General features: G+C 73.8%; 18 protein-coding genes. 9 read left to right on the top strand and 9 right to left on the bottom strand.

The genetic code is table 11. From position 1 onward, the window contains the following. Both DVA66_RS20790 and DVA66_RS03980 read right to left on the bottom strand, forming a co-directional pair. On the bottom strand, positions 1 to 361 hold a 361-nt coding region (locus tag DVA66_RS20790), incomplete at its 3' end, for a transcriptional accessory protein (protein ID WP_157973823.1). Between the two features lie 39 nt (positions 362 to 400). Continuing rightward, the gene (locus DVA66_RS03980) at positions 401 to 1,321 is read right to left on the bottom strand and encodes an aminoglycoside phosphotransferase family protein (protein WP_232821742.1); all 921 of its coding nucleotides are present in this window, start codon (positions 1,319 to 1,321) and stop codon (positions 401 to 403) included. A 29-nt stretch (positions 1,322 to 1,350) separates the two neighbouring features. Here DVA66_RS03980 and DVA66_RS03975 point away from each other — a divergent pair, with 29 nt between their 5' ends. From DVA66_RS03975 to DVA66_RS03960, 4 genes are all read left to right on the top strand, one after another. Then, complete coding sequence (locus tag DVA66_RS03975; protein ID WP_408608889.1) at positions 1,351 to 2,193, top strand: exodeoxyribonuclease III; 843 nt, start codon at positions 1,351 to 1,353, stop codon at positions 2,191 to 2,193. 23 nt (positions 2,194 to 2,216) lie between these two features. Continuing rightward, entirely contained in the window at positions 2,217 to 3,239 is a 1,023-nt protein-coding gene (locus tag DVA66_RS03970; RefSeq protein WP_114558883.1) for an enoyl-CoA hydratase/isomerase family protein, read from the top strand. 140 nt (positions 3,240 to 3,379) lie between these two features. Continuing rightward, positions 3,380 to 3,754 (top strand): hypothetical protein, encoded by a 375-nt coding sequence (locus DVA66_RS03965; protein WP_114558882.1) that lies wholly within the window; start codon positions 3,380 to 3,382, stop codon positions 3,752 to 3,754. Then, a complete protein-coding gene (locus DVA66_RS03960) occupies positions 3,747 to 4,163 on the top strand; it encodes a hypothetical protein (protein ID WP_114558881.1) in 417 nt (138 codons plus the stop codon). Before DVA66_RS03965 ends, DVA66_RS03960 begins: the two co-directional genes overlap by 8 nt. Here the strand turns inward: DVA66_RS03960 and mptB are convergent. After that, positions 4,153 to 5,814, bottom strand: a complete 1,662-nt coding sequence (gene mptB, locus DVA66_RS03955) for a polyprenol phosphomannose-dependent alpha 1,6 mannosyltransferase MptB (protein WP_157973822.1) — start codon at positions 5,812 to 5,814, stop codon at positions 4,153 to 4,155. The genes DVA66_RS03960 and mptB overlap by 11 nt on opposite strands. Before the next feature lie 305 nt (positions 5,815 to 6,119). On the opposite strand from mptB, the gene DVA66_RS03950 reads away from it, so the two are divergent. Together DVA66_RS03950 and DVA66_RS03945 are read left to right on the top strand one after the other, a co-directional pair. Continuing rightward, the gene (locus DVA66_RS03950) at positions 6,120 to 8,138 is read left to right on the top strand and encodes a 2-oxoacid:acceptor oxidoreductase subunit alpha (protein ID WP_408608888.1); all 2,019 of its coding nucleotides are present in this window, start codon (positions 6,120 to 6,122) and stop codon (positions 8,136 to 8,138) included. Beyond that, entirely contained in the window at positions 8,135 to 9,214 is a 1,080-nt protein-coding gene (locus DVA66_RS03945; RefSeq protein ID WP_114558878.1) for a 2-oxoacid:ferredoxin oxidoreductase subunit beta, read from the top strand. Before DVA66_RS03950 ends, DVA66_RS03945 begins: the two co-directional genes overlap by 4 nt. 76 nt (positions 9,215 to 9,290) lie before the next feature. Here DVA66_RS03945 and DVA66_RS03940 read toward each other — a convergent pair whose 3' ends face one another. Beyond that, positions 9,291 to 10,181 carry an SMP-30/gluconolactonase/LRE family protein gene (locus tag DVA66_RS03940; RefSeq protein WP_198671458.1) on the bottom strand — a complete coding sequence of 297 codons (891 nt, stop codon included), beginning with the start codon at positions 10,179 to 10,181 and terminating at the stop codon, positions 9,291 to 9,293. Between the two features lie 107 nt (positions 10,182 to 10,288). Between DVA66_RS03940 and DVA66_RS03935 the strand changes: the two genes are divergently transcribed. Beyond that, positions 10,289 to 10,822, top strand: coding sequence for a DUF2550 family protein (locus DVA66_RS03935; RefSeq protein ID WP_114558876.1), 534 nt, complete (start codon positions 10,289 to 10,291; stop codon positions 10,820 to 10,822). Positions 10,823 to 10,943: 121 nt separating this feature from the next. Here the strand turns inward: DVA66_RS03935 and DVA66_RS03930 are convergent, their stop codons facing one another. Both DVA66_RS03930 and DVA66_RS03925 read right to left on the bottom strand, forming a co-directional pair. Beyond that, entirely contained in the window at positions 10,944 to 13,415 is a 2,472-nt protein-coding gene (locus DVA66_RS03930) for a phosphoketolase family protein (RefSeq protein WP_114558886.1), read from the bottom strand. Positions 13,416 to 13,599: 184 nt separating this feature from the next. Continuing rightward, positions 13,600 to 14,742 (bottom strand): epoxide hydrolase family protein, encoded by a 1,143-nt coding sequence (locus tag DVA66_RS03925; protein ID WP_114558875.1) that lies wholly within the window; start codon positions 14,740 to 14,742, stop codon positions 13,600 to 13,602. Between the two features lie 129 nt (positions 14,743 to 14,871). Here DVA66_RS03925 and DVA66_RS03920 point away from each other — a divergent pair, with 129 nt between their 5' ends. After that, on the top strand, positions 14,872 to 16,833 hold the full coding sequence (locus DVA66_RS03920) for a M13 family metallopeptidase (protein WP_114558885.1): 1,962 nt from the start codon (positions 14,872 to 14,874) through the stop codon (positions 16,831 to 16,833). A gap of 132 nt (positions 16,834 to 16,965) precedes the next feature. Further along, entirely contained in the window at positions 16,966 to 18,003 is a 1,038-nt protein-coding gene (locus tag DVA66_RS03915; RefSeq protein ID WP_114558874.1) for a DUF559 domain-containing protein, read from the top strand. Between the two features lie 66 nt (positions 18,004 to 18,069). Here the strand turns inward: DVA66_RS03915 and recQ are convergent, their stop codons facing one another. The 3 genes from recQ to DVA66_RS03900 all read right to left on the bottom strand — a co-directional run. After that, positions 18,070 to 20,052, bottom strand: a complete 1,983-nt coding sequence (gene recQ, locus DVA66_RS03910; protein ID WP_232821741.1) for a DNA helicase RecQ — start codon at positions 20,050 to 20,052, stop codon at positions 18,070 to 18,072. Positions 20,053 to 20,132: 80 nt separating this feature from the next. Continuing rightward, positions 20,133 to 20,642, bottom strand: a complete 510-nt coding sequence (locus tag DVA66_RS03905; RefSeq protein WP_157973821.1) for a PH domain-containing protein — start codon at positions 20,640 to 20,642, stop codon at positions 20,133 to 20,135. A gap of 132 nt (positions 20,643 to 20,774) precedes the next feature. Continuing rightward, the coding region (locus tag DVA66_RS03900; RefSeq protein ID WP_269801587.1) for an amidase family protein at positions 20,775 to 21,456 on the bottom strand (682 nt) is incomplete at its 5' end.

Below are 21,456 nucleotides of genomic sequence, written 5' to 3'. Positions count from 1 at the left end.
GGCCGGCGCCGCCGACCGTGGCCAGCTCGGCCTGCAGCAGCGCCTCGGCCTGCGCGCGGGCCTCGGCCAGCGAGCGCGGCGCCGGGTGGCCCGTCCCGAGGTGGAAGGTGCCGGCGGCGACGTGCTGGTCGAGCTCGGCGCGGCGCCGTCGGCGCCAGCCCTCCAGCCGGGCCTGCGGGCGCAGCTCGTTGAGCCAGCGGCCGAGGAAGAAGGTGCCGACCGCACCCAGCCCCAGCCCGGCCCCGACGAAGGCCGGCAGCACGGCGTCGCCCAGCCCGAGGGCCGACCACAGGCCGAGCCCGGCCGGGATGCCCAGCACGGCCAGCAACGTCGCGACTCCCCACCCACGCCAGATGATCACCGGGTCAGGGTAGGGACGGGTGGGCTCACCCCGAGCGGCTCAGTCCTGGACGGCCTTGGCCACCGCGACGCAGCGGGTGATCCAGTCGCGCTCCTCAGCGGTCAGCCCGCGGCCGGCTCGGCGGGCGTCCAGCGCGGCCCAGGAGGCGTCCACCACCATCCGGACCACCGTCCAGTCCCGCGCCCGGGCCTCGTCCAGCTCGGCGACGTCGACGACGGTGTGGAAGCGACGCCGGATCGCGGCGCGGAGGTCGCCGGCCATCTCCTCCCAGCGGTCGGTGAGCAGCGGCGCCGGCTCCCAGTGCGGGTCGCCGTCCATGGGCTGGGGGTCGATCACCAGCCAGGGCTCCCGCTCGGCGGCCAGCACGTTGCCGTAGTGCAGGTCGCCGTGGATGACCACGCCGGCGCTGGCCGGGTCACCGACCAGGGCCCGGCCCTGGTGCAGGGCCTGCTCGACCAGCCGCGGCGGCACCGGCAGCTCGCGGCCGAGGGCGGCCAGGTCGTCCAGCCAGCCGTCGACGAACGACGTCAGGGTGCGCAGCTGCGGCATCGCCGGGCGGTGCAGCCGCCGGTAGAAGCCGGCGACGATCTCGCAGGCCTCCAGGTCCCACAGGTCGGTGAGGTCGTCGTGTCCCAGGCGTTCCAGCAGCAGCGCCCGTCGGCGCGGGTCGGCCCGCAGCAGCCGCACCGTCCCGTCGCCGTGCCAGTGCTGCAGGGCCAGCGCCTCGTGCTCGAGCTCGGGTGCCCCGTCGAAGGCCAGCTTGAGGACGGCGGGCTGCCCGTCGGCGTCGCGCACCGGCACCACCAGGGCCACCGACCCGGGGACCTGCTCACCGTCGACGTCGAGCTGCCACTCCGCCAGCACCCGGTCCCGCAGGGAGGGCAGCCGGTCGAGCCAGTCGACCCACTCCGGTGCGCCCTCGCGCCGGCGGTCCAGGGCGGGCGGCAGCGGGAGGGTCACGGGCACCGATTCTGGCAGGGTGCTCCTCCGTGACCGCCTTCCCCGCCCCGGACCCGCGCACGCTGCGGGTGGCCAGCGTCAACGTCAACGGCCTGCGTGCGGCCGTCCGCCGCGGCCTGGACCGGTGGCTCGAGGAGCGGGCCCCGGACGTGGTCGGCCTGCAGGAGGTGCGCTGCCCGCCCGAGCTGGTGCCCCCGCTGCCGGGCTGGCACCTCAGCCTGGACGCCGGGTCGCTGGCCGGGCGCAACGGGGTGGCGCTGCTGACCCGGGAGCGGCCGAGCGCGATGCGCACCGGGATCGGGAGCACCGCCTTCGCCAGCGAGGGCCGCTACCTCGAGGTCGACCTCGACGGGGCCGGGCTCACCGTCGCCTCGCTCTACCTGCCCAAGGGCGACCGGCCGCACACCGACCCGGTCGCCGAGGCGCGCCACCGGCGCAAGCTGCGGTTCATGGCCTCCCTGGCCCGCCAGCTCACCGACTCCCGGCGGGCGGCGGCGCGGGCCGGGCGGGAGTTCCTCGTGATGGGCGACTTCAACATCGCCCACACCGCCGCGGACCTGTCCAACCCGAAGGCCAACGCCCGCTCCTCGGGGTTCCTGCCGGTGGAGCGGGAGTGGTTCGACCGGCTGCTCTCGCCCCGGCGGCTGGTGGACGTGGTGCGCCGGCTGAACCCCGACGAGCAGGGCCCCTACTCCTGGTGGACCTGGCGGGGCAGCGCCTTCGACCGGGACGCCGGCTGGCGGATCGACTACCAGCTCGCCTCCCCGGGTCTGGCCGCGCGGGCGCTGCGGGCCGGCACCGACCGCGAACCCGACTACGCCTCCCGGATGAGCGACCACTCCCCCGTGCTGGCCGACTACACCCGCGGCTGACCCGCTCCGGCTAGCGTCCACCCATGCGCGAGGACGCCTGGCAGCCCACCCCGACCACCGGCGACGTGCTGACCGCCCGCACCGGCGCGCTGGGGCGGATCCGGCTCCACCGCCCGCAGACGCTCAACGCGCTCACCACCCCGATGGTGGTGGCGGTGCGCCGGGCGCTGCACGAGCACGCCGGGGCCGGCGCGGGCGCGGTGCTGCTGGACGGGGCCGGGGAACGCGGCCTGTGCGCCGGCGGGGACGTCCGGGCGGTGCGGGAGTCGGTGCTGGCCGGGACGGACGCCGGCGTGGAGTTCTTCACCGAGGAGTACGCGACCGATGCCGCGGTGGCGACCTCACCGGTGCCGGTGGTGGCCTGGATGGACGGGATCGTCATGGGCGGCGGCGTCGGGCTGTCGGTGCACGCGGCGGTCCGGCTGGTGACCGGGCGCACCCGGCTGGCGATGCCGGAGACGATCATCGGGTTCTTCCCCGACGTGGGCGCGCTGTGGTGGCTGTCGCGGGCGCCCGGGCAGAGCGGCACCCGGATGGCGCTCACCGGTGGCACCGTCGGCGGGGCGGACGCCGTCGCGCTCGGGCTGGCCGACCGGCTGCTCGACGCCGACCAGCTGCCCGCGGTGGTCGACCGGCTCGCGGCCGGCGGGGAGGTCACCGACCTCGGGTCCGGCAACGAGGAGGTGACCAGCGCCTGGCTGACCGACGGGCTGGACCCGTACTTCGCCGGGGACGACCCGGTGGCGGTGGTTCAGCGGCTCGAGGCGGCCGACGACCCGGTGGCCCGGACGGCCGCGGCCGACATCCGCGCCCGGAGCCCGTTCGCGGTGGCGGTCACCCTGGCCGCGCTGCGCCGGGCGGAGACGATGACCTCGCTGGCCGAGGTGCTCGAGCAGGACCGCCGGCTCGCGCCCCGGCTGGCCGCGCACCCCGACTTCGCCGAGGGCGTCCGGGCCCAGCTGGTCGACAAGGACCGCACACCCCGGTGGACGCACGCGCGGCTGGAGGACGTCGACCCGGCCGAGGTGGCCGCGGTCGTGGACTGAGGGCCGGGCGCCGCCCGGGCATCGTGTGCGTCGACGGCTCCACGCACCGGGACACGCCGCGGCGCGCCGGGCGTGTTGCCGATGACATCCACGTTCTCAGGGGCAGGGGCCGGTGGGGTCGGTCGGTAGGCTCCGGCGTCGTGGTCCTCGGTCTCTCGCTCGCCCTGACGGGTCTCTGCCTGGTGGTGGTGGTGTGGGCGGTGGTCAAGATCGTCACCCGCCAGCCGGTGCTGCTGACCCGTCGCGGCGACCAGGTGCTGCTCGGGGTGCTCGCGCTGGTCGAGCTCGGGCTGGTGGTGCAGGCGGTGGTCGGCTTCGTGCTGGGCGCCCAGCAGCAGATCCCGAACCTGCTGACCTTCGGGGTGTACCTGGTCGGGGTGCTGCTGATCCTGCCGGTGGGCACCTTCTGGGCGCTGGCCGACCGCAGCCGGGGCGGCGCGGGGGTGCTGGTGGTCGCCTGCGTCACCGTGCCGGCGATGGTGCTGCGGATGCACCAGGTGTACGCCGGTGGCTGAGGACGCCGACGCCCGCCGCACCCGCACCGGCTGGGGACGGGTGCTCGTCGCCGTGTACGGGGTGTTCGCGCTGGCCGCCACGGCCCGCTCGGTGGTGCAGATCATCGACCGCTTCGAGGTCGCCCCGGTCGCCTTCGTGCTGTCGGCGGTGGCCGCCGTCTTCTACCTGGTCGCCACCACCGCCTTCGCCCTGGGCGACCGCTCCTCCCGGCGGCTGGCGGCCTTCTCCTGCGCGCTGGAGCTGGTCGGGGTGCTGGTGGTCGGGGGGCTGAGCCTGGCGGTGCCGGCCTGGTTCCCCGAGCCGACCGTGTGGTCGCACTTCGGCCAGGGCTACCTGTTCATCCCGGTGCTGCTGCCGGTGCTCGGGCTGTGGTGGCTGCGCCGCACCCGCCCGGGCGTCAGCGGCTGAGCGAGGACCGGCGCACCGAGGTCGCGCCGAGCGGGCTGAGCCGGGCGACGTCGCCCGGCCGCGGCACCAGCAGCCGCCAGCCGGGCTCACCGGGGAACTCCGCGGCGAAGGTGCGGTCGAGCTCCCAGAGCCGCCAGGCGATCAGCCCGGCCGCCACCGCGCCGAGCACGGTGGCGTCGTTCTTCCAGGCGAGGTTGACCGCGATGTAGACGAGCAGCCCGCTGGAGACCCAGACCGCCGTGCGCACCATGACCCGGCTCGGTCGGCTCAGCCCGAGCAGCACACCACCCCAGGACAGGTACCAGCCGTGCAGCACCGGTCCGCAGAGCGCCACCGCGATGAACGACCAGGCCAGCGAGGCCAGCGGCCGCCGGTGCGCGACGGCCAGCGCCAGCCAGCCGATGAGCACCACCGCGCCGACCATGAACAGCGTGCGCACCACGCGCACCGACGTCCAGGACAGGTCGTAGAGCCCGAGGGCGTAGAACAGCTGGGAGAACAGCTCCCCGAGCATCGTCGAGGGCGACATCGTCTTCACCATGCCGGGCACGTTCATGCCGGGGATCCAGCCGAAGCCGAGCCCGGTGGCCAGGTTGATGAGCAGGAACGCCGCGATCACCAGCACCGAGGCCACCACCCCGCGCCGGATGGTGCGCAGCACCCGCTCGCGGGTGTCGAGCAGCCCGCGGCCGGGGCGGAACCGCGCCAGCGACAACGCGTTCGCGCGGGTGAGCACCGGGTCGGCGAGGACGGCGACGGCCAGCACCGCGAGGATCGCCGGCACCTTGATCGCGGCCGCGGCGGCGACGGCGATGATCGCCAGCAGCAGGCGTCCCTGCAGGGCGAGCCAGAGCGCGACCACCACCAGCGCCATCATCAGCGCGTCGTTGTGGGCCCCGCCCACCAGGTGGACGAAGGTCAGCGGGTTGACCAGGGCCAGCCAGAGCACCAGCTGGCGGTCCACGCCGATCCGGTCGGCCAGCCGGGGCAGCAGCCCGGCCATGGTCGCCACGGCGAGCAGCACGGGCAGCCGCATGCCCACCACGGCCCAGTAGGGGTGGCCGCCGAAGAGGTCGACGACGGCGTGGTTGAGCACCAGGTCGAGCGGGCCGTAGGGGGCCGGCGTCCAGCGCCACACCATCACCGTCTGGTCGGCGAACGGGCCGGGCAGCGAGCCCACCCCGACGTCGTAGGGGTTGAGCCCGTGGTGCATCAGCCAGCCCTCGGCCGCGTAGGCGTAGGCGTCGGCGGAGAACACCGGCGGGGCCAGCAGGAAGGGGACGCTCCAGATCGCCAGCACCGCCGGCAGGCTGAGCCCGACCGACCGGGACGGCCGCAGCGCCACCCAGGCGTCGATCAGCAGCCCGACGCCGAGCAGCATCACCGCGGTGCCCAGGGTGGCGCCCAGACCGGTCTGCAGGAGGGCGACGCCCGGCACCGCGTGCACCGGGTTGGCCTCGGGGAGGTAGCCGGGGGTGAGCGAGCCGACGGTGATGAGCACCACGCCGAGCAGACCGCGGCGGACGGCCGCCACGGCCCACGCCTCCGCCAGCGCGGGGCGGACCCCGGCCAGCGCGGTGCGGACGGGGCGGGGACGCGACGGGATCGGCTGCGTGGTCGGGCTCGCCGATGGCAGTACTCCCTGGCTCACGGTCCTCCTCACGTCGTCCGGCCGCAGCGACCCGCCGGACACGGCCGCGGGCGGCAGCGCCGGCTCGGGCCCCGGACATCCGGAGACGGGGTCGAGCGCGTGCGGAGCCAGCGTACGCGAACGGTGCCCCACGACCCGGACGTGGTGGCGCGGATCACGCCGTGCCGTCGGCCGCGGCGGAATAGCGCGGTGCGCGTGGACGCTGTCCGGGGGAATTACGCAAGACGCGTACAGTGCAATCCGGTCTCGCCGACGTCGACGCGGGGCCCGGACCGATCCAGAGGGGCTAGCTCTCCGTGCCAGCAGTGCAGACACTCGACCGCGTGGTGATCCGCTTCGCCGGGGACTCCGGCGACGGCATGCAGCTCACCGGGGACCGCTTCACCTCGGACTCCGCGACCTTCGGCAACGACATCTCGACGCTGCCGAACTTCCCGGCCGAGATCCGGGCACCGCAGGGAACCCTGCCCGGCGTCTCCAGCTTCCAGATCCACTTCGCCAACTACGACATCATGACCCCGGGCGACCGTCCGGACGTCCTGGTCGCGATGAACCCCGCCGCGCTCAAGGCCAATGTGGCCGATCTGCCGCGCGGTGCGGTGATCATCGCCGACAGCGCGGAGTTCACCAAGCGCAACCTCACCAAGGTCGGCTACGCCGCCGACCCGCTGACCGACGGCAGCCTGGCCGACTACCAGCTGCACGCCCTCGACCTCACCGGCATGACGGTGGCGGCGGTGAAGGACTTCGGGCTGAGCCGCAAGGACGCCTCGCGGGCCAAGAACATGTTCGCCCTCGGCCTGGTGTCCTGGCTGTACCACCGCCCCACCGAGGGGACGCTGAACTTCCTCACCCAGAAGTTCGCCCGCAAGCCCGACATCCGCGACGCCAACATCACCGCGTTCAAGGCCGGGCACGCCTTCGGCGAGACGACCGAGACCTTCGCCGTCCGCTACGAGGTCGCCCCGGCCCCGATGCCGGCCGGGCGCTACCGCCAGATCTCGGGCAACCTCGCCACCGCATACGGCCTCATCACCGGCGCGCACAAGGCCGGGCTGCCGATGTTCCTCGGCGCCTACCCGATCACGCCGGCCTCCGACGTGCTGCACGAGCTGAGCAAGCACAAGCGCCACGGCGTCACCACCTTCCAGGCCGAGGACGAGATCGCCGCCGTCGGCGCCGCGCTGGGGGCCTCCTTCGCCGGCCACCTGGGCGTCACGACGTCCTCCGGCCCCGGCATCGCGCTCAAGGCCGAGACCATCGGCCTCGGCGTGATGACCGAGCTGCCGCTGGTGGTCGTCGACGTCCAGCGCGCCGGCCCGAGCACCGGCATGCCGACCAAGACCGAGCAGGCCGACCTGCTGCAGGTGATGTTCGGCCGCAACGGCGAGGCGCCGATCCCGGTGCTGGCCGCCCAGTCCCCCGCCGACTGCTTCGACACCGCCATCGAGGCGGTGCGGATCGCGGTGAAGTACCGGACGCCGGTGATGATGCTGTCCGACGGCTACCTGGCCAACGGCGCCGAGCCGTGGCGGGTGCCGGAGCTGGCCGACATCCCGCCGATCGACCCCGCCTTCGCCACCGAGCCGAACGCGACCGACGCCAAGGGCAACGCGGTCTTCCACCCCTACCGTCGCGACGAGGAGACCCTGGCCCGGCCGTGGGCCGTCCCGGGCACGCCGGGGCTGGAGCACCGGATCGGCGGCATCGAGAAGGCCAAGGACACCGGCAACGTGTCCTACGACCCGGCCAACCACGAGGAGATGATCCGCACCCGCCAGGCCAAGGTCGACGGCGTCGTCCGCGACATCCCCGACCTGGTGGTCGACGACCCGGGCGCGGAGGACGGTCGCGGGGCGAAGGTGCTGGTGCTCGGCTGGGGCTCCTCCTACGGCCCGATCACCGCCGCCGTCCGCCGGGTGCGCAACGAGGGCCACCAGGTGGCCCAGACCCACCTGCGCCACCTCAACCCGTTCCCGGCCAACCTGGGCGAGGTGCTGCGCCGCTACCGCCGCGTCATCGTCCCGGAGATGAACCTCGGCCAGCTCGCCCTGCTGCTGCGGGCCAAGTACCTGGTCGACGTCGAGTCCTACTCCCGGGTGCGGGGCCTGCCGATCTCGCTGTCGGAGCTGGCCCGCGACCTCATCACCGTGGTCGACGAGGAAGAGGGTCGCAGCGCCGCGGAGATCGCGGCCGAGCTGGCGGCGCTGCGCACCGACGAGGTGCGCCAGTTCGTCGGCGAGCAGCACTTCGACCTCGACAGCACCCAGCGCAGCGTCCCCATCCCACCCTCGAACGGCACAGCTCACGAGGAGACCCGATGACCGCCACCGATCCGACCACCCGCCCCGCCTACAAGGGCCTGTCCGGCGTCCCGCTCTCGCTGGAGCCGCTCAACCGCAAGGACTTCACCAGCGACCAGGAGGTCCGCTGGTGCCCCGGCTGCGGCGACTACGCCGTGCTGTCGGCCTTCCAGGGCCTGATGCCCGAGCTCGGCATCAAGCGTGAGAACACCGTGATCGTCTCCGGGATCGGCTGCTCCTCGCGGTTCCCGTACTACGTCGACTCCTACGGCATGCACTCCATCCACGGCCGGGCGCCGGCGATCGCCACCGGCGTGGCGACCAGCCGTCCCGATGTGGGGGTGTGGGTGGTGACCGGTGACGGCGACGCGCTGTCGATCGGCGGCAACCACCTCATCCACGCGCTGCGCCGCAACGTCAACTTCACGATCCTGCTGTTCAACAACCGGATCTACGGGCTGACCAAGGGCCAGTACTCGCCGACGTCGGAGATCGGAAAGGTCACCAAGTCGACGCCGATGGGCTCGCTGGACAGCCCGTTCAACCCGGTCTCGCTGGCCCTCGGCGCGGAGGCCTCGTTCGTGGCCCGCACGATCGACTCCGACCGCCAGCACCTGACCGAGGTGCTGAAGGCGGCGGCGAACCACCGCGGCTCGTCGTTCGTGGAGATCTACCAGAACTGCCCGATCTTCAACGACGGCGCCTTCGAGGCGGTCAAGGACAAGGACTCCGCGGTCGAGTCGATCATCCCGCTGCGCCACGGTGAGCCGATCCGCTTCGGCGTGGAGGGGCGGCTCGGGGTCGTCCGCGACGCCGCCACCGGTGAGCTGGCCGTGCGCGAGGTGGCCGAGGTCGGTGCGGACGCGCTGGTGGTGCACGACGCCCACCGCACCGACCCGACCTACGCCTTCGGGCTGTCCCGGCTGACCGACGCCGGGGTGCTGCAGCGCTCCCCGATCGGCATCTTCCGCGACGTCGAGCGCCCGGCCTACGACGACCTGGCCCGCGAGCAGGTCCGGCTGGCCCAGGAGGGTGGCGTCGGCGACGACGCGCTGCAGGACCTCATCGCCGGCAGCGACACCTGGCAGGTCCGCTGAGGTTCTGCCTGGTCAGCGTGTGCGGTCCGGCACCGGGGTTCGGTGCCTGAGCGCACACGCTGTTCCGTTCCCGGGGTCAGACGGCGCCGCGGACGGTGGTCTCGACCAGCCAGACGGCGTCGGTGGCGGTGATCGCGAGGGTGCGGCCGTCCGGTCCGCCGCCGAAGGCGACGTTGGCCGCGCGGCGCGGGGTCGGGATCGTGCCGAGCAGGGTCCACCGGGCAGTGCCCTCTCCCGGCTGGTACACCCGGACGCCGTCGGCGGCCGAGCACCAGACGCGGCCGTCGGCGTCCACCCGCAGACCGTCGGGGTTGGGGTGCTCGGCGACCACCGTGCCGTCGCCGAGGCCGGTGCCGCGCACCGGGAAGTGCCACAGCAGGCCCTCGGCGGAGTCGACGACGTAGAGCACCGTCTCGTCGGGGCTGAAGGCGAGTCCGTTGGGGCCGGGCATCGTCGGCGTCACCTGCTCGACGTCGCCGCCCGGGTCGAGCCGGTAGACGAAGCAGCCGTCGATCTCGGCCTCCCCGCCGTAGCCCTCCTCCGGCTTGTCCAGCCCGTAGCGGGGGTCGGTGAACCAGACGGCGCCGTCGCGGGCCACCACCACGTCGTTGGGCGAGTTGAACCGGCGGCCCTGCCAGCGCTCGACCAGCGGCGTCCACGACCCGTCGGCCTCGCGGCGGACCACCGCCCGCTCGCCGTGGCTGGCCGCGACGAGGCGGCCGTCGAGGTCGAGGGTGTGCCCGTTCTGGTGGTGGGAGGGCTCCATCTCGACCGTGACCCCGGCGCCGAAGCCGACGTCCGGCCCGTCCCCGCCGGCCCAGCGCAGCAGCCGGTTGCCGACCACGTCGCTCCAGACCAGGGAGCCGTCGGGCAGCCAGGTCGGCCCCTCGTACCAGGTGCCGCCGGAGGCGATCTGCCTCGGCTCGGAGACCACCAGACCGGACAGGGCGTGCGCGTCGTCGACCACGGGATGACCGTACCGGGACCCGCTCCAGAGCGCCCGGTACTCCGGGTGCGGGACCCGCGGCACGCCCATCACGCAGCACCGGTGCACCCTGCTGACAGGATCACCCCATGACCGTGGGCGGGATCGGACGCGGCCTCCGCCTCTACTGGCCGTGGCTCGTCCTGGCGACCGCTCTCCTCGGCGCGGCGGTCGGGATGTTGGGCCTCCTGAACGCCGCCGGCATCACCGGCGTGCCTTGGTGGCAGGTACCGCTCACCGGGCTCTTCGCGGTCCTGCTGGGAGCAGCAGGCGGCTGGCTGGTTCGCCGGTTCCGACGGGAGACCCCCCTCGGCGACGTCGTCGTTGGTGCGATGCGCTGGCCGGACTCCGACTCGGGTGCCCGTGGCTGGCGACACGGCTACCTGCACACCGCCTCCGGCCGCCTGGTCTTCACCGAGGTCGTCGGCGGCTTCCGTGCCATGCAGCGCGAGCCGGTACACCTGGACGTCCGGCTCGACCCGGACGAGCGCGGGCGAGGACCGCGTGAGTGGTCGTTGACCTCGCCGGACCTGCGGGTGGTCGAGCTGGTGGCCGACGGCGAGCGCGCCGAGCTGGCGGCCTCCCGGACCGGGATTACCCGCCTCCGCGCAGAGCTGGGCTGAGCCGCCGCGTCCCACCCACCCGCCGTCGGGCGTGCTGGTCGCCCTCGACAGGCGGGGCGCTGGGGTCGGGACCGCTCATCCGCCCTTCGACAGGCTCAGGGCGCTGTCGTCGCGGCGTCGGCTACTCGTTGTCGCCGCCGGTGGAGGTCGTGCCCTGCTGGCCGGAGGTGTCGAGGGCGTCGCCCGCGTCCGGCCAGACCCAGTCGCGCACGGCGGGGATGTCGTCGCCGTGCTCGCGGGTCCAGCGGCGGGCGGCGAGGCGGGCGTCGGCCATCTGCTGGCGCAGCCCGGCCGCGCGCGAGCCGAGGCCCGGAACGCGGTCGATGACGTCCATCACCAGGTGGTAGCGGTCGAGGTCGTTGAGCATCACCATGTCGAACGGCGTGGTGGTGGTGCCCTCCTCCTTGTACCCGCGCACGTGCAGGTTCGGGTGGGCGCGGCGGCGGTAGGTGAGCCGGTGGATCAGCCACGGGTAGCCGTGGAAGGCGAACACCACGGGCGCGGTGGTGGTGAAGATGGTGTCGAAGTCGCGGTCGGACAGCCCGTGCGGGTGCTCCTTCTCGTCCTGCAGCCGCATCAGGTCGACCACGTTGACCACCCGCACCTTGAGCTGCGGCAGGTGCTGGCGGAGCAGGTCGGCGGCGGCCAGCACCTCGAGGGTGGGGATGTCACCGGCGCAGGCCAGCACCACGTCGGGGTCCTCGCCGGCCACCTCGGTGCCCGCCCACTCCCAGATGCCCAGGCCGCGGGTGCAGTGCGCGATCGCCTGGTCCATGGTCAGCAGCTGCGGTCCCGGCTGCTTGCCGGCCACCACCACGTTGACGTAGTTGCGCGAGCGCAGGCAGTGGTCGTAGGTCGACAGCAGCGTGTTGGTGTCCGGTGGCAGGTACACCCGGACGATCTCGGGCTTCTTGTTGAGCACGTGGTCGAGGAAGCCGGGGTCCTGGTGGCTGAACCCGTTGTGGTCCTGGCGCCAGACGTGGGAGGACAGCAGGTAGTTGAGGCTGGCCACCGGCTGGCGCCAGGCGATGTCGTTGCAGGAGTCCAGCCACTTCGCGTGCTGGTTGAACATCGAGTCGACGATGTGGATGAACGCCTCGTAGCAGGAGAACAGCCCGTGCCGGCCGGTGAGCAGGTAGCCCTCCAGCCACCCCTGGCACTGGTGCTCGCTGAGCACCTCCATCACCCGGCCGGACGGGGCCAGGTGGTCGTCCTCGGCGTCGGTGGGCAGGTAGTCGGCGTTCCACTGCTTGTCGGTGGCCTCGTAGACCGCCTGCAGCCGGTTGGACGCCGTCTCGTCCGGTCCGAAGACGCGGAAGTTGTCGGGGTTGCGGCGGACCACCTCCGCCAGCCACTGCCCCAGCACCTTGGTCGGCTCGCCGATGGCGCCGCCCGGGGTGGGCACGTCGACGGCGAAGTCGCGGAAGTCGGGCATCCGCAGGTCGCGCAGCAGCAGCCCGCCGTTGGTGTGCGGGCTGGCGCTCATCCGCAGGTCGCCGTCGGGGGCCAGGGCGGCGACCTCCGGGCGCAGCGAGCCGCCGTCGTCGAACAGCTCCTCGGGCCGGTAGGACTCCATCCAGCGGCGCAGCACGGTGAGGTGCTCCGGCGTGTCGCGGGCGCTGGCCAGCGGCACCTGGTGGGCCCGCCAGGAGTCCTCGGTACGGCGCCCGTCGATGGTGTCGGGGCACGTCCAGCCCTTGGGGGTGCGGAAGACGATCATCGGCCAGGCTGGGCGGTCCGTGCGTCCCCGCGCGGCGGCGGCCTTGATCTCGGCGATCTCGTCGAGCACCTCGTCCAGCACCCGGGCGAAGCGGCGGTGGACCCCCTCGACCGGCTCGTCGTCGAAGCCGCCGGTGAACAGGTGCGGGGTGTGGCCGTAGCCGCGCATCAGCGCGACCAGCTCGTCCTCGGGGATGCGGGCCAGCACGGTGGGGTTGGCGATCTTGTAGCCGTTGAGGTGCAGGATCGGCAGGACGACGCCGTCGGTGGCGGGGTTGAGGAACTTGTTGCCGTGCCAGCCGGTGGCCAGCGGCCCCGTCTCGGCCTCGCCGTCGCCGATCACGGTGGCGACCAGCAGCTCGGGGTTGTCGAAGGCGGCGCCGTAGGCGTGGGACAGCGCGTAGCCCAGCTCACCGCCCTCGTGGATCGAGCCCGGGGTCTCCGGCGCCACGTGGCTGGGGATGCCGCCGGGGAAGGAGAACTGGCGGAACAGCTTGCGCAGCCCCTCCTCGTCCCCGCTGATGTCGGGGTAGGTCTCGGTGTAGGTGCCCTCGAGGTAGGAGTTGGCGACCAGGCCCGGTCCGCCGTGCCCGGGCCCGGTGATGTACATCGCCTGGGTGCCCCGCTCGGTGATCGCCCGGTTGAGGTGGGCGTAGAGGAAGTTGAGCCCCGGGGTGGTGCCCCAGTGGCCCAGCAGCCGCGGTTTGACGTCCTCGCGCGTCAGCTCGCGCCGCAGCAGCGGGTTGTCGAGCAGGTAGATCTGCCCGACCGAGAGGTAGTTGGCCGCCCGCCACCAGGCGTCGACCCCCGCGACGACCGCCGCGTCGAGGTCGCTGGTCCCCCTGTGCTGCCACGCCGTCGTCTGCTCGTCCATCTGCGCCTCCTGCTCGGTGGTCGTCGACCGGCCGGTACCCACTGTCCACCGTGCTGCACCACGGCCGGCCGGCAAGTGGCCCGGGGATGGACGTCGGGGGACGGGCCGGTGACAGGTCGGCGTCGCGCCCCGCCGGTCCCGCGGGCGACCCGGAGGGCGGCGCGCGGGCCGGTGGGGCGGCCGGCTAGGACAGCTCGCGGACGAAGGCGCGCAGGTCGGCGACCAGGTGCTCGGGCTGCTCCAGGGCGGCGAAGTGACCGCCGTGGTCGACGTCGGTCCAGCGCACGATGCGGTGGCCCTGCTCGGCGAACCGCCGGATGGAGACGTCCTCGGCGTAGGCGACGACGGCCGTCGGCACCCCGGAGACTGCACCGGCCGCCGGGTCGGCGAAGAGGTCGCCGTAGCTGGCGTAGACGTTGTCGGCGGCCGAGGTGGCGGTGCGGGTGAGCCAGTAGAGGAGGACGTCGGCCAGGTGGCGGGTGCGGTAGTGCGGGTCGGCGAGCCGGCTCTGGTCGTGCGTCCAGGCCTGCACCTTCTCCACGATCCAGGTGAGCAGCGCCACCGGGGAGTCCTCCAGGCCGTAGCCGATGGTCTGCGGACGGGTGGCCTGGATGGTGTTGTAGCCGCTGCCGTCGCTCATGAACTCCGCGATCCGGCCCAACCGCTGCCGCTCCAGCGGGCTGAGCGCCGCCGCGGTCTCCTCGTCCACCTCCCCCATCGGCATGAACCCGATGGTGGCGGCGTTGACGTGGACGCCGCGGACGTGCTCGGCGTCGACGCGGCCGACGTGCGGGGCGAGGACGGCGCCGTGGTCGCCGCCCTGCACCAGGTAGGAGTCGTAGCCCAGCTCGGCCATCAGGGTGGCGTAGGCCCCCGCGGTGCGGGGGACGCCCCAGCCGGGCTCCGACGTCCGCCCCGACAGCCCGACGCCGGGGTGGGAGGGGATGACGACGTGGAAGGCGGGGTCGTCCTGGCTCTCCGGCTCCGTGAGCGGGCCGATCAGGTCGATGAGCTCGACCACGGTGCCGGGCCAGCCGTGCAGCAGGAGCAGGGGGACGGCGTCCTCGCGGGTGGAGCGGGCGTGGACGAGGTGGATCGTCGCGCCGTCGATCTCGGTGGTCCACTGCGGCAGGGCGTTGAGCTCGTCCTGGAGGGCCTGCCAGTCGAACGCGGCCAGGTCGGCGGCCCAGGCGCGGGCCTCGGCGACCGGCACCCCCTTGGCCCAGCCGGTGGTGCCGGGGAGCTGCTCGGGCCAGCGGGTGCGGGCCAGGCGCTGGCGGAGGTCGTCGATGTCGGCGGGGTCGATGTGGAGGTGGAAGGGCTGCACGGGGACTCCTCTGGTCGGTGCGTCTGGGACCAGCCTGGCGCTGCTTCCGGTCAGGTGCTGTCCGCTGTGACGAACACCGGGGAAACGGTGTGTGGACCGCCGAGTAGGGTCGCGAGGGTGACCGACGTGATGACACCGCAGTCCCTCGACCCGTCCTCGTTCGACCCGGCCACCCGGGTGCAGGACGACCTCTACCGCCACGTCAACGGGCGATGGCTGGCGACCGCCGAGATCCCGGAGGACAAGCCGGGCACCGGCGCGTTCCTGCTGCTGCGCGACGCGGCCGAGGAGGCCGTCCGTGACATCATCACCGGGCTGAGCAGCGAGGCCGACCCCGAGCCGGGCACCGACGCCGCGCGGATCGCCGACCTGTTCACCTCCTTCATGGACACCGAGACGATCGAGGCCGCCGGCGCCGCCCCGCTCGCCGACGAGCTGGCCCGGGTGGACGCCGTGACCAGCACCGACGGGCTGCCCGCCCTGATGGGGTGGCTGACCCGGCGCGGGCTGCCGTCCCTGGTCGGGCTGGACGTCGACGCCGACCCGGGCAACCCGCAGCGCTACGTGCTCTTCGCCGCGCAGGGCGGGCTGGGCCTGCCCGACGAGGCCTACTACCGCGAGGAGTCCCACGCCGAGATCCGCACCGCCTACCGCGGCCACGTGGCCCGCTCGCTGGCGCTGGCCGGGGTGGCCGACGCGGAGGCGCAGGCCGAGCTGGTGTTCGCGCTGGAGACCGAGATCGCAGCCTGCCACTGGGACAAGGTGCGCACCCGCGACATGCGGCAGATGTACAACCCGAAGACGATCGCCGACTTCGCCGCCGCCTCCCCCGCACTGGGACTGGTCGAGCTCTTCGGTGAGGTCGGCGTCCCGGCCTCGGCCACCGACGTCATCGACTGCCAGCCGTCCTTCTTCACCGAGGTGGCCGCCCTGGTCACCGAGGACCGGCTGGACGCCTGGCTGGCGTGGGCGCGCTGGAAGGTCGTCACCGGCCGCTCGCCCTACCTCAGCAGCGACTTCGTCGACGAGCGGTTCGGGTTCTACGGCACCGTGCTGTCGGGGACGCCGGTGCTCAAGGAGCGGTGGAAGCGCGGGGTCGACCTGGTGGAGGGCGTGCTCGGCGAGGCGGTCGGCAAGATCTACGTCGAGCGCCACTTCTCCCCCGTCGCCAAGGAGCGGATGGACGAGCTGGTGGCCAACCTCATCGAAGCCTACCGCCGCTCGATCACCGACCTGGACTGGATGACCGAGGCCACCAAGGCCGAGGCGCTGACCAAGCTGGCCAACTTCACGCCCAAGATCGGCTTCCCCGACAAGTGGCGCAGCTACGCCGCGCTGGAGGTCCGCGCCGACGACCTGATCGGCAACGTGCTGCGCTCGGTCGCCTTCGACCTGGACTTCCAGCTCGGCAAGATCGACCAGCCGATCGAGGCCCACGAGTGGTTCATGACCCCGCAGACGGTCAACGCCTACTACCACCCGCTGCGCAACGAGATCGTCTTCCCCGCGGCGATCCTGCAGCCGCCGTTCTTCGACGAGGCCGCCGACGACGCCGTCAACTACGGCGGAATCGGCGCGGTGATCGGCCACGAGATCGGGCACGGCTTCGACGACCAGGGCTCCACCTGCGACGGCGAGGGCCGGCTGCGCGACTGGTGGACCGCGGAGGACCGGCAGGCCTTCGAGGCCCGGACGACGTCGCTGATCGAGCAGTACGGCCAGCTCTCCCCCGAGGGTGCGCCCGAGCTCAAGGTCAACGGGGCGCTCACCATCGGGGAGAACATCGGCGACCTCGGCGGGCTGTCGATCGCGCTCAAGGCGTGGCGGATCGCCCAGGAGGCCAAGGGCGCGGACGAGCCGATCGACGGCTACACCGGCGAGCAGCGGCTGTTCCTGTCCTGGGCCACCATCTGGCAGTCCAAGCTGCGCCCGGAGGCGGTGCGCCAGCGGATCGCCACCGACCCGCACTCGCCGAACGAGTTCCGCTGCAACCAGATCGTGCGCAACATCGACGAGTTCTACACCGCCTTCGACGTCACCGAGGGCGACGCCCTGTGGCTGCCGGAGGACCAGCGCGTCTCCATCTGGTGATCCCTCGAGTGGCACGTTCCCGGGCATCCGTCGCTCCTGGCGGCCCGGGAGCGTGCCTCTCGATCTCCTGAGCCCGGGACGGGCCTGTGCACAACCCCCGGCGGGCGGCTGCCCGTCCGTCAGGCTGGGGAGGTGCCCGAGCAGCATCCGCCGACCCTGCCGCTGAGGTGGCCCGCGTCCCTCCGCACCCTGCGTGCCGCGGGGGTCACCGATGACACGGTCCGTGGACGCCGGTGGCGTCGCACCTCGCGCGGGTTCTACCGGCTCGGCGGCGGGGAGCGGATGCCGCTGCAACGCGTGCTCGACGCCGCCGCCCTGATCCCACCGGGCGGGGCGCTGACCGGCTGGGCGGCGGCCCTCCTCGCCGGGATCGCGCTGCTGGACGGCAGGGACACCCGGACCATGGTCGAACTCCCGGTCACCATCGTGCTCGGCGGACCCACGGTTCGCCGGCGGGCCCAACGCGGTGTGGTGCTGCGACGGGAAGCCGTGGACCCTGGGAGCAGCTCCCGACGGGTGCGGGCCCTGGCGGCGTCCGGGAGCTCCGTCGTGGTGGGCGTGCTGCCGGTCGTGGGCCCCGCGCAGGCGGCGTTCGACGGGATGCGGGACAGCGGCGACCTCGCGGACGCCGTCGCGTTCGCCGACGCCTGTGCCCACCCTGGGTGGCTCAGGCTTCCCGCCCTCGCGGCCTACCTGTCCCGACGCCGCGGGGTGCGGGGCATCGAGCGGGTGCGGCGCGCACTGCCCTTGGTCGACGGCCGCTCCCGAAGCCCCTGGGAGAGCCGGTTGCGGGTGTTCTACCAGCTGGCGGCCGGGCTGCCGCGCCCGCTGGTCAACGCGCCCGTCTTCGACCGGCGCGAGCGCTTGCTCGGGATCGCCGACCTGCTCGACGCCGAGGCGGGGCTGGTCACCGAGTTCGACGGCCAGCACCACCGGGGACGCCGCCAGCACCGCGCCGACAACGAGCGGGAGGAGCGGTTCGAGGACGCCGGGCTGACGGTGGTCCGGGCCGACAGCCTCGACCTGCGCGAGCACCCCGACAAGCTGGTGCGCCGGCTGCGTTCGGGCTACCGGCGAGGCCAGCAGCGGGACCGACGCAGGGACGGCTGGACGCTGGCCGAACCGACCTGGTGGCTGGCGCAGGAGGACCCGGATGAGGCCGTCGGCTGATCGGGTGTCACGCTCCCGGGCACCATCGGTGCCGTATCCGCCCGGGAGCGTGACACCCGACCGGGTTCAGGAGCCGGTCGGTTCGGTGACCACCTCGAGGACGGCCTCGCCGTAGCGGGCGAGCTTCGCCTCGCCCACGCCGGAGACTGCGCGCAGCGCCTGCTCGTCGGCGGGCCGGGCGCTGGCGATGCCGGCCAGGGTGGCGTCGGAGAAGACCACGTAGGCGGGCACGGCCTGCTCCTTGGCGACCTGGGAGCGCCAGCTGCGCAGCCGCTGGAACAGCTCCTCGGCGTCGGGGTCGAGCTCGGGGCGGGACGGGGCGGCGCTGCGTCGGCTGCTGCGCTGCACCCGCTCCTGCTCGCGGCGGAACCGGACGGTGCGCTGCCCGCGGAGCACCTCGGTGGAGGCCTCGGTCAGCCCGAGCACGCCGTACTCCCCCTGCACCTGCAGCAGGCCGAGAGCCAGCAGCTGGCGGACCACCCCGCGCCAGCCCGCCTCGTCCAGCTCGGTGCCGATCCCCCAGGTGGTGAGCTGGTCGTGGCCGAAGCGGCGCACCCGCTCGGTCTCGCGGCCCAGCAGGATGTCGACGAGGTGGCCGGCGCCGAAGGCCTGCCCGCGCTCGCGCTGCAGCCGCACCACCGTCGAGAGCAGCTTCTGCGCCGGGACGGTGCCGTCGTAGGACTCCGGCGGGGCCAGGCAGGTGTCGCAGTTGCCGCAGGCGTCCCCGCTCTGCTCCCCGAAGTAGGCGAGCAGCTGGTGACGGCGGCAGGTGACGGTCTCGCAGAGGGCGAGCATGGCGTCCAGGTGCAGGGTCTGGGCGCGCTTGCGCTGCCGGTCACCCTCGCCCTCGGCGATCATCCGGCGCTGCTGCACCACGTCCTGCAGCCCGTAGGCCAGCCAGGCGGTGGAGGCCAGCCCGTCGCGTCCGGCGCGTCCGGTCTCCTGGTAGTAGCCCTCGACCGACTTGGGCAGGTCGAGGTGGGCGACGAAGCGGACGTCGGGCTTGTCGATGCCCATCCCGAACGCGATCGTCGCCACCATCACCACCCCGTCCTCGCGCAGGAAGCGGGACTGGTGGCGCGAGCGGGTCGCGGCGTCCAGGCCGGCGTGGTACGGCAGCGCCGTCACCCCCTGACCCGACAGCCACTCCGCGGTCTTCTCCACCGAGGCCCGGCTGAGGCAGTAGACGATCCCCGCCTCGCCGGGGTGCTCCTCGCGCACCAGCCGCAGCAGCTGGCCGCGGGCGTCGTTCTTCGGCGAGATCCGGTACTGGATGTTGGGGCGGTCGAAGCTGGCCACGAAGATTCGGGCGCCGGTGAGCGCGAGCCGGTCGACGATCTCGGCGCGGGTCTCGGTGGTGGCGGTGGCGGTCAGCGCGACCCGCGGCACCTGCGGCCAGCGCTCGTGCAGCACCGACAGCCGCAGGTAGTCGGGGCGGAAGTCGTGGCCCCAGGCGCTGACGCAGTGCGCCTCGTCGATGGCGAAGAGCGCGATCTCGGCCCGGTCGAGCAGACCGGCGGCGGCGGGCAGCCGCTCCGGCGCCAGGTAGAGCAGGTCCAGCTCACCGGCCACCAGCCGCCGCTCGACGTCGCGGCGCTGGTCGGGGTCCTGGGTGGAGTTGAGGTAGGCCGCGCGGACGCCGAGCTGCTCCAGGGCGTCCACCTGGTCGTGCATCAGCGCGATCAGCGGGCTGATCACCACCCCCGTGCCGGGACGGACCAGCGCGGGCACCTGGTAGCACAGGCTCTTGCCGCCGCCGGTCGGCATCAGCACGACCGCGTCGCCGCCGGCCACCACGGTGTCGATGATCTCGGCCTGCTCACCACGGAAGGCGTCGTAGCCCCATACCCGCTGCAGCGCCTCGAGCGGGGTCGACGGCCGCTGCGGGGCGGGGCGGAGGTCGGTGCCTCCGCTGCTCGTGACGTGTTCCGCGGGTGGCGCCCAGTCGTGCGGGGGCTGCCAGTCCTCCGGGGGTTGCCAGTCCTCCGGGGGCTCGCGGTCCTCCGGGCGCTCGGGGTCCATCGGTGCTCCCCACGGCGGCTCGCTCACCCGGACACCCTACGAGCCCCGAGCACCCGCGACGACCGGCGCCGTGCACCCTGTGGACGACCGGTCCCCCGATGGCGGCGTCAGCCGGGGGCCGTGGCGCGTCGGTGCTCCAGGTAGCGCACCAGGTGGTCGGGCCGCACCACCAGCGTGTCGATCCGGTAGGCCTGGAAGGACCGGCGGATCAGCATCTCGTTGAGGTAGACCCCGCCCGGGGCGTCCAGCCGGAGCACCCGGCCCCGCGACGTGACCGTCATCGAGCGCAGCCTGGCCCACGGCACCTGGATCCAGCCGACCACGTCACGCAGCCGGATCCCGACGTCGTCGACCACCAGCGCTGGCCCCCGCGCCACGACGGCCTGCCCGAACAGGAGCTGCAGGTGCACGGTGGCCAGCGGGGCGAGCAGCAGGAACGGGCTCAGGTAGGGCACGCGCTGCACGCCGAAGACCAGCAGCACCAGCAGGAGCGAGTAGAGCACGGCCAGGAGGACCGCCCCTCCCAGCAGCACCTTCGACCGCCAGGACTGGACGGGTACGGCGACCACCACGCCCTGCCCGAACGGGTGCGGCACGCTCCCGGGGGGTGGCTGCATGAGACTCCCTCCATCGTTCCTGCCGGGTGCTCCCGGCTGGCGCTGCGAGGGCGACCGGGCAGCCGCCCTCGGGACGGCCCCTGCCCGGTCAGCACCTGCGGCGCGGCCAGCGCAGCATCGCAGGCTCCGAGGTCACCGGCCGGTCGACCCCGGAGGGAGCGGGGGGAAGCCGAGCAGGGCCTCCAGCTCGGCCCCGACGGCGAGCAGCTCGGCGTCAGCGCCCGGACGTCCGCCGAGCAGCACCCCGAACGGCAGCCGGACGCCGTCCACCTCCTCGGCGTGCAGGGGCAGCTGCAGCGACGGGGCGCCGGTGATGTTCCAGACGCTGCACCACGGGGTCTGGGCGGTCTGGCCGTCGAAGTCGGCGGCGGGGTCGGCGTCGTCGCGCAGCGCGCCGACCGGCCACGGCGGGGCCGCCATGGTGGGCGTGAGGACGACGTCCACGTGCTGCCAGGCGGTGTCGACCTGCTGGGTCAGCTGCTGCATGGCCTGCAGCGCCCGGGCGTGGTCCAGCCCGCTGACCGACCGTCCGCGCTCACGCAGCCAGCGGGTCAGGGGCCGCAGCCGGTCCTCCCCCTCCGGCGGGACCGGGGCGCCGAGCGCGCCGACCGCCCAGACCGCGGCGAAACCCTGCCAGGCCTCGGGCGGGAACGCCGGCTCCAGCCCGGTGACCTGGTGCCCAGCCGACTGCAACGCCCCGGCCGCACGCTCGACGGCCCGCAGCGCCGCCGGGTGCACCGGCACGTCCGCGGAGATCAGCGGCGCGGTGAGGACGCCGACCCGCAGCCGGCGCGGCGGCCGGGCCGCGTCCGCG

It is taken from the genome of Desertihabitans aurantiacus, assembly GCF_003344635.1.
GTDB lineage: Bacteria > Actinomycetota > Actinomycetes > Propionibacteriales > Propionibacteriaceae > Desertihabitans > Desertihabitans aurantiacus.
The sequence above is the reverse complement of the archived record's forward strand: the minus strand, read 5'-3'. Positions and strand labels throughout refer to the sequence as shown.

Excerpts from the sequence above, each read along its gene's own strand:
- DVA66_RS03945 (WP_114558878.1), top strand. The coding sequence starts at position 8,135 with ATGACCGCCACCGATCCGACCACCCGCCCCGCCTACAAGGGCCTGTCC.
- DVA66_RS03935 (WP_114558876.1), top strand. The coding sequence starts at position 10,289 with ATGACCGTGGGCGGGATCGGACGCGGCCTCCGCCTCTACTGGCCGTGG.
- DVA66_RS03930 (WP_114558886.1), bottom strand. The coding sequence starts at position 13,415 with ATGGACGAGCAGACGACGGCGTGGCAGCACAGGGGGACCAGCGACCTC.
- DVA66_RS03905 (WP_157973821.1), bottom strand. The coding sequence starts at position 20,642 with ATGCAGCCACCCCCCGGGAGCGTGCCGCACCCGTTCGGGCAGGGCGTG.
- DVA66_RS03970 (WP_114558883.1), top strand. The coding sequence starts at position 2,217 with ATGCGCGAGGACGCCTGGCAGCCCACCCCGACCACCGGCGACGTGCTG.
- DVA66_RS03920 (WP_114558885.1), top strand. The coding sequence starts at position 14,872 with ATGACACCGCAGTCCCTCGACCCGTCCTCGTTCGACCCGGCCACCCGG.